Below are 13493 nucleotides of genomic sequence, written 5' to 3'. Positions count from 1 at the left end.
GCCAGTCTATCAAAGCCCGTATAAACAGGGAATTATCAGAAACCTATTAAGCGTAAATTGCATAGTCAGGTTTGGACTTGAGGCGGAAAAATAAGATGACAAGAGAATGAAGAAGAGATAGAGGAACCTTTGGTGTTGTAACATATCGTCATACATAGGATTTTATCTCCCCCTGATAGTTCCATGCATAGGAATATGCAAATCATTGAACTTTATAATTTTCCATTTTAGTAATTAAGAAGTCCCAAAAAGCCTTGATACGTGCTGTGTTTCTCAGATCCTTATTAGCTAGAATCCACAAAGATGAGTTGTACTTAGCATCCAATCGATAGAGTTCGACAAGATCATACGAATCATCAGTTGGTAGCAAAGCTATTCCTTGATCATTAAACGCAGCGTTCAGTGCTGTAGTGATAGAATTACAATATATGGATTTAGCATTGTGTTTAATTCGTTTCTGATACCAATGCACTGCTGGGTTATCTAAGTGCACGTAGTCAATAGCTGTTAGGCGTTCAATTTCGGACAACTTGAAAGGAGCGTTATACCCACTAGCCTTCAAAAAGTCTTCAGAGGCATAGATGCTTAAATTTACATCTCTCATTTTACGTGCAATAAGGTTTTCCGGTGCTGTATGACTTGCCCTAATGGCAATGTCCGCATCGCGATGCTCGATATCCAGAGCCTGCTCACTTTCAAGGATCTCAAATTCAACGTCGGGGAATGACATCCGGAATTCACTAACCCACTCGGGCAAAGTGGTCGTTGCCATTGTTGAGGGTGCGGTAACACGAATTAAACCTTGAACTTTGTCATGTTGCAGAGAACTTTGAATGAGGATGCCATCGGCCAATGACTCCATTCGCTTGGCACTATCCAAAATAGTTCGCCCCGCCTCAGTCAGTTGGTAGCCGCGACGACTAACAATAAATAGCTGCGTTGAAAGCTCGCTTTCAAGCTGCTGGATCCGCCTCCAAACAGTGGTTGAATTAACATTCAACTGCCTAGAAGTCGCCTTTAAGGTTCCTTTCTCTGCAAGCGCGATAACGACCTTCAAGTCGTTCCAATCCATGACATTACCCTGACGTTGCATTCATGCAATAGAAGTTTGCCTTTTTGTCTATATAACTGCAATAAGAGAACACCTAGTCTGTGCTCGTCATTTAACGAAACAGGATTCCCTTCATGAGAAAACAGGCGGTCATCTTTTATGTGATCTCTTCTTTGTTCGCAGTGCTTATGGCGGCATCGGGCATGTCCAAACTATCTGGGCAAGAGGACCTCGTTCAGGCAGCGAATGAACTAGGCTACCCCCTATATTTGTTGAAAATCTTAGGTACCGCCTATTTGATCGGCGCGATTGTAATCCTTCAACCAAAGTTTGAAACACTTAAACAGTGGGGATATGCAGGTTTCTCCATCGCTTTGATCGGAGCTGCGGGATCGCACCTGTTGGCTGGGCAAGCGCTCAGCACTGCTTTACCAGCTACTGTCCTATTGGTCGTTTTAGCGGTTGTGGTAACTCTGAATGCAAAACTGACTCGCCTTAACCTTTCTATAGGAGAAGACCTCAACAATGTCTCTCAATCTCAAAGAGAAATTTCATAAGCTAATTAGATGTGACTTTTCTGGTGTTTGAGATAGAAAGACTGTGATGCGGTGCACTGATTGATCCGGCCCAATTAACAATCAAGAGGAATGCTTTTCCATGAATGATGGTAGCGTCGTGTCACTGTAGAAAACGATCTCACCTGTCTTGATTCAGGATAACGCTAAAGAAGGCGCAAGCGATTCAGGCTGAGCAAGTTGAATTGCTTGACCAACACCGCTCATTGAAAACCAAGGGTGGTAAACCTTCTATTACGCGTTATGGTTATTTAATCGGACGAACAAAGTTGGGTTAGGCGGTATTAGTGTTAACATCTTGAAAGTTCAAGATCACTTCGGTTGAGGCGATATTTTGGCTACCTCTGTGATCAACAGGACCTCTTACTGCATCTCATTATGCCTTTAAAGCCCACTGAGGGAGCCCTACAACTTGCCCCAGTTTTCTAGTTTTTCTTCAGCGCTTAATAGTCTTGGCTACACTTGAGCAGGTTTGCCAATTACACTCATGTCGTTCAATATGTTGAGATTTACCGCTCCGAAAAGCTGACTGTTTATATCGCAGCCTACGGCTAATAGTTGATTACAACTTTCACAACGATAGAAATTGGTGAGCTGATCCCCATTTTATCTAGTTGAAATTCCATCGCCAATAAAAACTACTAATATATTTGGATCACTAATAATGCGTGATGGGTTGGCTTGGCAATAATTACAATCGTGCACGCGTGGATTTAAACCTTCGAGTGGCCCAGCAAACTGAACTTCAACTCGCCAATGGTTACATTTACACGATCCCTTAAAAAATATAAGAATTTGTACCAATTACAATTGAGCACAGAGTCCGCATTGTTGGCGAGGGAGGCCTCCCCTTTTGCCATCACGGGCGCCAGTCAAGATAGTTAATGTGGTGGGTTTCATAGAGCCCGCTTTACATATTGTTGTTGTGGGACGTCCGTTTTGTAGTTTAGAGCGAAAAGAATAAATATTTTACATATTGACTTACAGCTAACTGTAAGTGTGAGATAATAGCAGTAATAGACTTATTTCCCATCACATTTGTAGTTTGGATTTATCTTAATGAAAAAAGTATTAAGTGTATTGCTTCCGGCAGCAGTGCTTACCGGTATTGTGGGGCCTAAAATAGTAGGTACTCAACTCGAGTCATCCATTGATGAAATAGTCACTGCCGCGAATGAAAATTCGGCATACACGGTTGAAGTAAAAAGCATGGATTCATCCTGGTTTTCAACCCAGGCCACCTTTTTGGTCAGCTTGGATGTCAGTGCTTTCTCGGATGTATCAGGTGCCCCTGAAATTGATCCTTTTTCTGTAGAAGTAGACTTTAGTGCTTCCCATGGCCCCTTCCGTTTCGGCGAGCATGCTGGTTTTGGTTGGCTCGGCTGGTCGCTAGAAGTTGCCGGTGATCAATTGCGTGAACATTTGGTTTGGGCTGAGGAAGCTCCTTTTTACCAGGTTCATGGTAATATGAATGCCTTAGGTGGTTATTACTATAACGATAGCATTGCGCCATTTACTACTGATGTTGAGAATCAAAAAGCTCAGTTAACTTTTAGCGGTTTTCAAGGAAAAGGGCAATATCAGGATGAGCAACTAGCTTACCAGGGGAGTGCCGATAGCCTTACTGTTACTTCCGAGCTAAGGGATTTTAAGGTTGAAAGGTTGACTATGGATATGACCATGCCTTCCTCCCTTGAAGCAATGTTTGAAAGTGTTTTTTATGATTCTGATACAACAATTAACTTTGGTGCCGTAAAGTTTAATGATAGAGAGCAAAACGAAAATATTGACATTGCTGATTTATATATAAAGGCCAGTACTGAACTCAACCCAGAAAATCAGCTGGGGAATATGCAAGTTGCCTATGGAACTAAAAAGGTTGATATAGCTGAATTCCATGGTGAAGACCTGGCCCTTGAGCTTGAGGTCACCAATATAAGCCAGGAATTTTTGAAGTCTTATCAGGACTTTGCCGTCTCACTCAATAAACTACCTACGGAAGAAGCAACCGCTAAGACAATGGAGTTTATGAGCGAAAACTTGCTATCTTTAGTGGCTGGCGAGCCTCAACTGAACATTACCAGCTTACGCGGTACTTTCCCACAAGGCAGCTTTAATAGTAACCTTCATACTAGCTTAGTTGGCATCAGTGCGTTACCGGAGCAACCGCTAGATCCGGCTTTTTGGCTGTCACATACCTTAGTTGATGGAGAGCTAAGTGGCGATAAAGCTGTGATTGAGTTTATTGCCGTACAAGTGATGAAAGCTCAATTGAAAAATAACCCTCAAACTCAAGGTATGAGTGAAGAGCAGCTGGAGCAAATCGTTGCTCAACAAGTGCCGACCATATTAGCGTCCCTTGAACAGCAAGGTTTGTTAGTGTCTACCAATGACGGCTACATCTCAAATGTCAGCTTGAAAGACAGTGAGCTTAAGGTGAATGAAAAACCTATGCCGCTACCGCTTTAGTAGATATTAGCCTTTTGTAATAGAAGTGGCTTATCTTAAGCCACTTCATACTTCTCCTTCTCTTGTTACCCTTCCAAGGCTGATGATTTATTTGTTTTCCTGTTTTAACGGTGTTGTCCTGGGTTGCCAATAAGGTTGGGCATAGGTTAGTGTTGTAGACGGTATAATCGCAATAATATCTTATCTAAACATTACTGCCCCGTGGTTATCATGAGCTCATATGTGACTCTCTAAATACTGATGATGTAGTTATTAAATCAAAGCTAAGTAATAATAAGTGTTAAAGCTTGGGGTGCTCTATTTTTAATTTTAGTATTTTTTTTGGTAAGTAATTATCAATATATTTAGATTGCGAAAGATCGCTTTGTTGATATCTTTAGGGTGGGGTATTGTTAGAGCTCTATTTTCAATTTTTTGATTTCTGATTTGCTAAATTTTCTACCTTCAATATCACATGTATCCCTTGCTTTATTCATGTGTTTTCCGTTCGGCATTTTACACTTGTGTATATAATGTGTGTATTGTAGTGGTCTAATCCTTCCGGACACTTCGCTAAGATGGTAAAACTACCAAGCGAGGTGAAGTATGACAACAAAAGGTACACGTCGGCATTTCAAGCCGGAATTTAAGAAAGACGCCGTAGCGCTAGTCTCTGAGCAAGGGTATTCAATTTCTAAAGCAGCAGAGGCTGTAGGAACAACAGCCAATAACCTGCGACGCTGGATAAAGGAACAGAAGCAGGAAGAAGACGGTGTGAGGTTGGATGTAGGCGAGCGCGCAGAATTAGAGCGATTACGACGTGAAAATAAGCAGTTGCGGATGGAGAAAGAAATCCTAAAAAAGGCCAGCGCCTTCTTTGCGAAAGAAATGAAATAAAGTACAGCTTTATTGAAAAACAGCAAGGCAGCTTTCCTGTTAGGGTGCTCTGCCGGGTAATGCAGGTAAGTAAGACTAGTTATTACGATTGGTGTTGCCGTGGTAATAGCTCAATAGATGCTCAAACATGGCAACTATGCCATCGTTTGAAGGCCCTATTTGCAGAATCTAGACAGAGTCTCGGAAGTCGTCGGTTAATGAAGCTGTTACGTAAAGAAGGCTTTGAAGTCGGGCGCTATCGAGTCCGCAAGCTCATGAAAAAGCTAGGCTTGGCAGTAAAGCGCAAGAAGCGATTTACACTGACGACAGACAGTAAACATCACCTGCCTGTCGCAGAGAACCTTCTGAATAGGGAGTTCTCACCGAGTGCTAAAAATCAAGTTTGGACGACTGATATTACATATATTTGGACTTCGCAGGGCTGGCTGTACTTGGCGGTAGTGATTGATCTCTATTCGCGCCGGATTGTTGGTTGGCATCTAGATCGCAAGATGGAAACGGCCCTGGTAACTCGTGCGTTGATGATGGCTGTCAATTTGCGTACGCCCCCAAAAGGTCTCCTGCATCACTCTGATCGTGGCAGTCAGTATGCCAGCCATACCTACCAAATGTTATTGAGTCAGCAGGGGATGGTGTGTTCAATGAGCCGTAAGGGAAATTGTTGGGACAACGCACCGACTGAACGTTTCTTCAGCAGCCTGAAGCGGGAGTGGTTAACGGGAAACCTCTATCCGACAAGGGAGGATGCGGTAGCAGATGTAAGAGCCTATATTGCTTATTACAACTCACGCAGAATACATACAACACTGGGAGATCTAGCCCCTATCGAATTTGAGGAATGTGCTTAAAGAAGTGTCCGGCTGGAGTTGACCACAACATATTTAGCATTGTTAGCACCTAGCAAAACATCTAGTGCTGAGTCTGGTGCCTAATCAAGTTACGTGACCATGACTTTTTGCTTTTGCGGATTTTAAACATTATTATTTTCGGAACTTCTTGCTTCAATTAGCTATAAGACCGCTGAATCAATATTGCCTGAAAACATTTTACTTGTAGCTGGATTATTTCCATAAGGCTATTAATGCTTGGGGTTATCGGTAAAGCTTTGCCATGTCCGGCTGATTGATTGCTGTTAGGCGATACCTTATCTCTCTCCTAACTTGCGTTAAACAGTTTGACTTATCTCGCTGAGTATAAAATTACGAAAAGCCTGTACTCCAGGAGTATCAAGTTTTTCGTATGGGCAGACAAGATAATAAGAAAAGTTGGAATCAATACTTACATCGAATGGTTTTACGATTCTTCCAGATTTTAAGTCATCCTCGATTAGCGATATTCGGCCCAGCGCAACTCCTTGGCAGTTTTCGACTGCAATTGCGAGAGAGTTACTATCATTCATGACGCTACCTGATCGCGGATCGACATCGTCGACCCCGGCTGCTTTGAGCCACGATGCCCAATCGTCAAAATTATCTTCATGCAGCAAGGTTTGGTATTTGAGATCGGAAGGCACTTTCAAAGGATTTTTGCCGTTAAGCAGCGAAGGGTGGCAAATCGGGCTTAAATCGAGCGGCAACGAAAGCCTGGTCACTGAACCTTGCCAGTTTCCGTCACCAGCTCGAATGGAAATATCGACACCATCGTTAGTGAAATTGGCGAGAGCCAGGGTATGGTGAACATTCAACTGTATATCAGGGTAGGCTCTCCAGAAGTTACCTAACCGCTGTATTAACCATTTGCTGGCAAAACTGGGGGTTACGCTCACGGTTACCACCGGAGATTGACTCTCGGCTTTGATGAGGTGGAGCGTATTTTCGAGTCGATCAAAACATTCACTGGCTTCGGATAACAGCTTTTTCCCAGCATCGGTCAATGAAATCGACTTTCCCGCACGATGGAACAGTTTTACACCCAGTCTCGACTCCAAATTTCTCACTTGGTGACTGATCGCCGTTTGCGTAACGTTCAACTCCTTCGCAGCATCGGTAAAACTCATATGCCTTGCCGCAGCCTCAAACCCACGCAAGCCGGCCAAAGATGGTAAAGATCGTGTTTTGGTATGAATTAAACTCATAAGTACATGTAATTATATCCTTTTGCTGCCACTTTTAAAGATCGTATATTGATCTCCACCCATGAATTATTTGCACTAGAGGATAGCGTAATGTCCGAAACAAGAGTTGCTATTATGACTGGAACTGGTCAGGGAATTGGTGCCGGCTGCGCCCGCGAAATGGCTAAGGCGGGTTACAAAGTCTCGTTGATGTCCCCTTCCAACCGCAGTGTTGAACTGGCCAAGGAATTAGGTGGTATAGGGCGGCAGGGTTCGGTTCTCGAAACCGCAGATCTGCAGGCAATGGTCGACGACACGATGCAAACCTATGGCCGTATCGACGCCGTCGTTAGCAATATGGGCCATGGTGGCGGGGTGCCGGAAGAAATTAAAACAGTAGGGTTCGATCCTGATTTCAACGGCCCCCTGCTCGAGCTAAGTGATGATCTCTGGCATGAGAGCCTCGATATGTACGTGCTCAATGTCGTCAAGCTTGCCCGTATCGTCACGCCGATTTATATCGAGCAGGGGGGAGGGGCATTCGTCAATATTTCTTCAATGAATACGGTTGAGCCGAGAGCGCCTTATCCGATGAGCATGCTGCGTGGCGCTTTACACAGTTTTGCCAAGCTCTATGGTGATCGTTATGCAAGATACAATATTCGCATGAATAATTTAATGCCGGGCTTCTGTGAAAACGTAAACCTGTCGGAGTTTGCCCGCAGATCCATACCCGCACAGCGCACTGCCACGTTCGAAGAAATCGGGCAGACCTGTGTCTTTCTTGCTTCACATGAAGCCCGATACATCAATGGACAAAGTATCTTGTCTGATGGCGGTATGAATCGGGCGGTTCGCTAGACACTAGTGACTACTTGATTTAGTTGAAAATCCTATTAGAGCGCTCAGTACTTTGAAGCCCAAATTGCCAACCTATGCATGATTGCCTTCTGTGATATCTTGTCTTCTGGAAGCGGTTGAATTACTTTATCGTGAACTAAAAGACGGTAAATATATTCGAGTTTCTCGTGAGCTGAATCGGTAGCTTCGAACTCGACAACTCCTCGCTTGGTGCCATATGCAGTACCGAGTGCTATAGCCTTTTTCACTAACTCTTTTTCGTTTTTGAGCTTCTTCATTATTATGTCTCAACGAGGTTGTCGATATTACGCACCTACCGTTTTTAGCAGAGGGAAACTGCGGAACCGCAGGTGTAGTTATTTTTCAGCTTACCTAAATTTGTTAAGGACTGAACCTCGGCACTAACTCTCCAAGTATGCCCCAACAACCGATTCTAATTCTTGAACTAACTCTGAGTCCATGTACTTGTATTCATCTGGGATATCTAAGACATGAACTGGCTTATGATCCAGGATTCTAGAGAATCTGCTATTAGCCTATTTTTATGCTTTTGTTCCATGACGAGTATCACGTCAGCCCAGCGAACATCCGCTGAGCTGACTGTTTTTTTAGCTCGCGGGCTGGTACCCGCAGATTTAGCGCTGAAATCAGGGTGTTTTCTCCAAATGGCTTCAGCTGTAGGACTACGCCACTGATTCCGGCTGCATATGAATAGGAGATTTCGCATATCTTAATCTTTCTCAGGAAGCTCAGTATTTAGGATTTGAAGCATAGTTCGCTTGGGGTACTCAATCCCTAATTGCTGAGCTCTACGAAGCTTTTCAGAACGTGTATAGATCAACTTCCAGTTTTTCTCCGAAATCCACGGCTTTTCAGTTCTAGCACTATTCTTATGGGGCTTAGCTTTGGTCTTGGATCTTCTCGCAGCCCTGCTTCTTAAATCATCCATTATTCTTTCCTCTATCAATTATCGGGTTCAGCAGCCGCGATAAAACGGAGAGGGCTCCTAATCTTGCGTGTGTTTAACACCTGGCGCGACGAGGAAGCACACAATGCTGAGTCCAGCAACACCTAGCATGGGCATGGACTAATGGAGTTATAGCCCACTGTAGGAAGATTGCCGTTCAATGGATTCCATTAAATGCTAACTACTAGCGAATGGCAACTGCAGCACTGTGAGATCTTATGGAGAGGAAGCCGCTAGTAAAACGGAGATTCATTACGGATAGGGAACCGCCAATTGCGGAGCCGCACGATGGGTGGCATGGGGGGCTAGAAACTACCGGCTACCCGATTTAGGTTTTTTTTTCGCTACGATGGAGAATATATGCCAATGATGCGGTGTACCATCTGTAGTTTCTCCTGAAAGGTCATGTTCAGTCCACTTTAATAGCTCAAAGTTACTGAGGTATTTTCTTATCTTCGATTCATTCATAACTAGAGTATCACTCCAAAATGCTTCCTTATCATACTCAGGCCCAGCCATTGTGTCTTTCGGCCCTAGGAATGAACCACAAAAGATTCCACCCTCTGTCAAAGAGTCATTTATTTTCAACCAAACTGACTCAAAATCTTTTTCAGGGCAAAAGAAAAGACTGGCATCAGCAACTACCAGCGAGGACTCAGGATAGTTAAAAGTATTAAAACTATCCTTTGATAGAATAACCTGCTCATCATCTTTGAATCGTTTACGACATCTAGATATAGATTCATTTTCGATATCAAAGGCATGAACTGTGAAATCTTTACCGCGCAAATAAGCGATATCTGATCCTGCTCCACAGCCACAATCAATAGCAACCTTTCTTCCTTTTACTTCGCTAAGAGCAAAAATTAAATCTTCTCGAGTATCACTGTGTTCTGTTGAGTCATAATATTTGGAGATTTCTCTCGTTGACATTCCCTATCTCCGATGAGCAGAAAATCTAACGCCGCCAACAGCGGCCGAGCGTAGCGAGGTCCAGCTCCCGAAGGGGGGATGCTACTTGGCCTTGGTATTCCCAGTATGGGCGTGGACCAATCCCCTGTAGGAATATCACTGCTGAATGGGATCCATTAAATGCTAACTACTAGCGAATGGCAATTGCAATACCGTAAGGTATCGTGGGGAAGAACCGCTGGTAAGACTACGAGCTGACGGACCGAAATATCCTAGAAGGCTTAGCTTGGAGGTGAGGTGGACAGGGATACCGAAGCCATATGATCTAACGGGTAGAGTAAATGATATCGTTGCGTGATCGCTGGGTAGATACTCATTACCGATAGCGAGCCGCCCATTGGGGCCCGCACGATGGGTGGTGTGGAGACCGGTAGATAAAAACTACCGGTTACCCGATTTATAAATCGTTAACGGGGGATCAGGGTATTTAAATCGATGTCAGTTCACGTTTATCCAACGCAATTCGTCCTGATAGAACGACCATCTTGATATTTTTAAGGTCACGAATATCACTCCAAGGTTGACCATCGACAAGTAGTAGATCAGCAGATTTACCAACTTCAATAGTCCCCAGTTGATCAATTAACCCTAAAGCTTCGGCACCATTTCTAGTGGCGGCTATAAGCGCTTTCGCATCAGGTAGTCCAGCATCAACCATGCGTGACAATTCATTGTGGTAGCTGTCACCAGCAATCATTTTGCCTTGTGTATCAGTGCCAACACCAAATTGAACTCCAGCCTCGTGTAGGGCCGGTATATTCAGGTGTCCTTTGGGTTCTCGACCTAAAGTTGGCACATAAACTATATTGTGCTTGACAATTAATTGCATTGTTTCTGGGCTAATGAGATTGCCATGTCGCACACCATGCTCAATGGTAGTTATTCCAGCTTTAATAGCTTCATTAGTTTCTTGTGGAGAGCCTGTGTGTACTGCAACCCAAAGACCATGCTTGCGAGCTTCCGTTGTAATAGCCTTCAAGGTTTCCTTTGAGATGCGTGGTAACGTGATTTCGCCTTGTTCATTTGTATGGCCCTGATAGACGGCTTTAATACCGTCAATGCCTTGCTCAACCAGAGCAGCGATTTTCTCCTTTACATATTTTGGATCATCGGATTGCACGACCATTTGCTCGATCATCCGACTTGGTATTCTTTGAACCGGATGTCCACCAGGAGCAGTAAATATAGGCCCCGCAATAAACATATGTGGCCCAGCGACCTCCTGGTCGTCAAGTGATTTTTTTAGCTTATAAATTCCCGAGCTGGGATCGCCGACGGAACGATAACTTGTAATACCTGATTCGATCAGCTTCCGCCTAACATCTGGTTGCAATCGGATCGAATTCCAAATCATTACAGGTAAGCTGCTCTCGCTAGAATCAGCTTTACCACTGAAAAAATGACCGTGAAGCTCTATGAGGCCAGGTACAATTGATTTACCTGCTGCATCAATTTGAATAGCATCTATTGGTACTTCACAAGTATTCCCCAGACAGGAAATTTTACCATCCTCTACAAAAATTCCAGGGTTCTCAATGGGCAACGTACCAGTACCATCAAATAAGCTACCATTGCTAATCCACATGCTTCTACTTGGTTGCTCCCAAACATATAGATTATGGTTGTAGGCGACTATAAATGCGATCCCACCAAGGACAACAAAGCTGGCAAAATATTTTAGAAATTTTATCAATGAGTATCTCCCTTATAATTATAACGCCCGATCACCGAGCAAATTTTGATGGCGATTTGTGTGTAATTTCGCTTAAAAAGTGACAGCTAAAATTTATCCCGTGCAGCCACCTGGTACGCCCAGCATGAGCGTGGACTAATTGGGGTGAAAGTCCCATGTAGGAGGATCACCATTTAGTGGATTCCATTAAATGCTAACTACTAGCGAATGGCAACTGCAACACCGCGAGGTCTTATGGGGAAGAGGTCACTAGCAAAACTACCAGCTGACAAATAGAAACATCCTAAAAGGCTTAGCTTGGAGGCGAGGTGGCCAAGGATACCGAAGCCGGGTGATCTAACAGGTAGAATTAATGATGCCGTTGTGGAGTGAAAGATCACGCTCCTATCTGGGGGGATCTGTTTCACTTGCTACTGCGAAGCTGTCAGCCCAACCCGTTAGCTGACATCGCGGGGATAGAAAATAAGTGGCGGAACACAGCTGCGCCTCGGTCAGTAATGATCAAGGTAATTAAACAGAAATCAACCGACGGCATAGTAGCTAAGTGCCAAGATTAATACCTTGGATATGGTGCAAGCCTGAACCCTAAATCCACGCGCTAAAAGGCAGGGCTAGCGTACCGATATGTTTCCAGTTGGATAAAGTTGAGGTATCGCACTGCCATGATACTCAACTCAATTGAAGAGCTGTTTGAGACTATCGTTCGCCCGTACAGATAGGGAGCCGCCCATTGCGGACCAGAACGATGGGTGGTGTGGGGGCCGGTAACTAGAAACTACCGGATTTAGATCAATTAACCTTGATGAGCCCACCAAAACACCCCTTTGGCCCACCAACACCATAGGTATACTCGTATATTTCACCTGCTTTGACGGTTAGCTCAAAATCATTTTCATTGCCAGCGCACGACATAGTAATTGTATGTTTGCCTGGGCTGACTGCTACAGGGCCATTTTTTGTATTTACAGGTAGGCCATCAATCGCAGTCAAAGAAACCGTTGAGCCGCCGCTTGTTATTGACCAAATATTGGTTGAGCCTGCCCTAATAAATGCTGATTTCTCAAGATCTTCCTTTGGGATAGAAGCTGCGCAACCAGCTAGAAAAAATACCAGTGACAGTGCTATTAAAATACATCTCATTTTTTTCTCCTTAGATTTTGCACCCTGTTCCACTTTCGGGGGTTAGATTGCAGCTGCATGTTATAGCTGGAGCTTACCCTGTCGTTGAAGCCAGAGTGCCCGCTCCTGATCTTTTGATAATCTTGGCCTTGTAATTGTTATAACTATAAACATGTTCATTAGACCGATGAAAAAAGTAAATGGATTTCCTGTTTCAAGTAGTAACAACGGTCCAAGTAGAAATATTAACCCAGCAGGGATAAGTCTAAGCTTAATACTATGGGCGCTAATTGCCAGTTTAACAAAACCTCCGAGGACTACTCCTGGAATAACCCACCCTAAAACAGAAACAAATAACTCCGGCGTAGCATAAAAGACAGCTAATGTTGGAAAAATTCCAATCAGTGTGGCTATCAACATGCCCCACAGGCTTTCTCGTTTATTCAAGTTTCGTAATATCTCTTTTTCTTCTTGATATTTTTCTATTGTCATCTCTTACTCGATTACCAACTTATCCATAGTACGTCAATAACCCGCAGCTGAAACGTAGCGAAGCGGATTGTAAGCATTTGGCCGCTTAGAGTGCGAAGTTAACTGACTTAGTGCACCCAGCATAGGCGTGAACTAATGGGGTGAAAGTCCTCTGTGGAAAGGTCACCGTTTAATGGGCTCTATTAAATGCTAACTACTAACGAATGGCAACTGCAATACAGCGAGGCCTTGTGGAGACGAAGCAGCTTGTAAAGCTATGAACTGACCTACAGAATCATCATACAAAGCTTAGCTTGGAGGTGAGATAGTAAAGGACACCGAAGCAGGTTGATCTAACGGGTAGACTAAATGATGCAGTTGTGTAG

The 13493-nt window shown here is 43.9% G+C and carries 12 protein-coding genes; 4 read left to right on the top strand and 8 right to left on the bottom strand.

Features of this window, described 5'->3' with window-relative positions; all coding sequences use genetic code 11:
- Positions 1-202: 202 nt before the first annotated feature.
- Positions 203-1072, bottom strand: a complete 870-nt coding sequence (locus tag ACJJIR_RS16880) for a LysR family transcriptional regulator (RefSeq protein WP_444906219.1) — start codon at positions 1070-1072, stop codon at positions 203-205.
- Positions 1073-1185: 113 nt separating this feature from the next.
- On the opposite strand from ACJJIR_RS16880, the gene ACJJIR_RS16875 reads away from it, so the two are divergent.
- From ACJJIR_RS16875 to ACJJIR_RS16865, 3 genes are all read left to right on the top strand, one after another.
- On the top strand, positions 1186-1608 hold the full coding sequence (locus ACJJIR_RS16875; RefSeq protein WP_444906218.1) for a DoxX family protein: 423 nt from the start codon (positions 1186-1188) through the stop codon (positions 1606-1608).
- Positions 1609-2685: 1077 nt separating this feature from the next.
- Positions 2686-4095: a YdgA family protein gene (locus tag ACJJIR_RS16870; protein ID WP_444906217.1), complete on the top strand. Its 1410-nt coding sequence runs from the start codon at positions 2686-2688 to the stop codon at positions 4093-4095.
- A 585-nt stretch (positions 4096-4680) separates the two neighbouring features.
- A protein-coding gene (locus ACJJIR_RS16865; protein WP_444905442.1) for an IS3 family transposase occupies positions 4681-5819 on the top strand; the annotation gives its coding sequence in 2 pieces (ribosomal slippage) (positions 4681-4930 and positions 4930-5819; 1140 coding nt in all).
- 317 nt (positions 5820-6136) lie between these two features.
- On the opposite strand, the gene gcvA is transcribed toward ACJJIR_RS16865, so the two are convergent.
- Positions 6137-7045, bottom strand: coding sequence for a transcriptional regulator GcvA (gcvA, locus tag ACJJIR_RS16860; protein WP_444906216.1), 909 nt, complete (start codon positions 7043-7045; stop codon positions 6137-6139).
- Positions 7046-7135: 90 nt separating this feature from the next.
- On the opposite strand from gcvA, the gene ACJJIR_RS16855 reads away from it, so the two are divergent.
- Positions 7136-7885, top strand: a complete 750-nt coding sequence (locus ACJJIR_RS16855; RefSeq protein ID WP_444895008.1) for an SDR family oxidoreductase — start codon at positions 7136-7138, stop codon at positions 7883-7885.
- A 44-nt stretch (positions 7886-7929) separates the two neighbouring features.
- Here the strand turns inward: ACJJIR_RS16855 and ACJJIR_RS16850 are convergent, their stop codons facing one another.
- From ACJJIR_RS16850 to ACJJIR_RS16825, 6 genes are all read right to left on the bottom strand, one after another.
- Positions 7930-8163 carry a DUF5062 family protein gene (locus tag ACJJIR_RS16850; RefSeq protein WP_413664607.1) on the bottom strand — a complete coding sequence of 78 codons (234 nt, stop codon included), beginning with the start codon at positions 8161-8163 and terminating at the stop codon, positions 7930-7932.
- 452 nt (positions 8164-8615) lie between these two features.
- Positions 8616-8834: a hypothetical protein gene (locus ACJJIR_RS16845; protein WP_444906215.1), complete on the bottom strand. Its 219-nt coding sequence runs from the start codon at positions 8832-8834 to the stop codon at positions 8616-8618.
- A 330-nt stretch (positions 8835-9164) separates the two neighbouring features.
- Positions 9165-9785, bottom strand: a complete 621-nt coding sequence (locus ACJJIR_RS16840; protein ID WP_444906214.1) for a class I SAM-dependent methyltransferase — start codon at positions 9783-9785, stop codon at positions 9165-9167.
- 466 nt (positions 9786-10251) lie between these two features.
- Complete coding sequence (locus tag ACJJIR_RS16835; RefSeq protein ID WP_444906213.1) at positions 10252-11517, bottom strand: amidohydrolase family protein; 1266 nt, start codon at positions 11515-11517, stop codon at positions 10252-10254.
- A 789-nt stretch (positions 11518-12306) separates the two neighbouring features.
- Complete coding sequence (locus ACJJIR_RS16830) at positions 12307-12657, bottom strand: hypothetical protein (protein WP_444906212.1); 351 nt, start codon at positions 12655-12657, stop codon at positions 12307-12309.
- A 60-nt stretch (positions 12658-12717) separates the two neighbouring features.
- Positions 12718-13128, bottom strand: a complete 411-nt coding sequence (locus ACJJIR_RS16825) for a hypothetical protein (RefSeq protein ID WP_444906211.1) — start codon at positions 13126-13128, stop codon at positions 12718-12720.
- Positions 13129-13493 lie beyond the last annotated feature (365 nt).

The sequence above is a fragment of the Microbulbifer maximicatervae (SeqCode) genome, assembly GCF_052467385.1.
This window is presented reverse-complemented; position numbering and strand designations above follow the sequence as displayed.

Coding starts and splice junctions, on each gene's coding strand:
- ACJJIR_RS16830 (WP_444906212.1), bottom strand. CDS start 12,657: ATGAGATGTATTTTAATAGCACTGTCACTGGTATTTTTTCTAGCTGGT.
- ACJJIR_RS16870 (WP_444906217.1), top strand. CDS start 2,686: ATGAAAAAAGTATTAAGTGTATTGCTTCCGGCAGCAGTGCTTACCGGT.
- ACJJIR_RS16850 (WP_413664607.1), bottom strand. CDS start 8,163: ATGAAGAAGCTCAAAAACGAAAAAGAGTTAGTGAAAAAGGCTATAGCA.
- ACJJIR_RS16880 (WP_444906219.1), bottom strand. CDS start 1,072: ATGGATTGGAACGACTTGAAGGTCGTTATCGCGCTTGCAGAGAAAGGA.
- ACJJIR_RS16875 (WP_444906218.1), top strand. CDS start 1,186: ATGAGAAAACAGGCGGTCATCTTTTATGTGATCTCTTCTTTGTTCGCA.
- ACJJIR_RS16840 (WP_444906214.1), bottom strand. CDS start 9,785: ATGTCAACGAGAGAAATCTCCAAATATTATGACTCAACAGAACACAGT.
- ACJJIR_RS16825 (WP_444906211.1), bottom strand. CDS start 13,128: ATGACAATAGAAAAATATCAAGAAGAAAAAGAGATATTACGAAACTTG.
- ACJJIR_RS16855 (WP_444895008.1), top strand. CDS start 7,136: ATGTCCGAAACAAGAGTTGCTATTATGACTGGAACTGGTCAGGGAATT.
- gcvA (WP_444906216.1), bottom strand. CDS start 7,045: ATGAGTTTAATTCATACCAAAACACGATCTTTACCATCTTTGGCCGGC.
- ACJJIR_RS16845 (WP_444906215.1), bottom strand. CDS start 8,834: ATGGATGATTTAAGAAGCAGGGCTGCGAGAAGATCCAAGACCAAAGCT.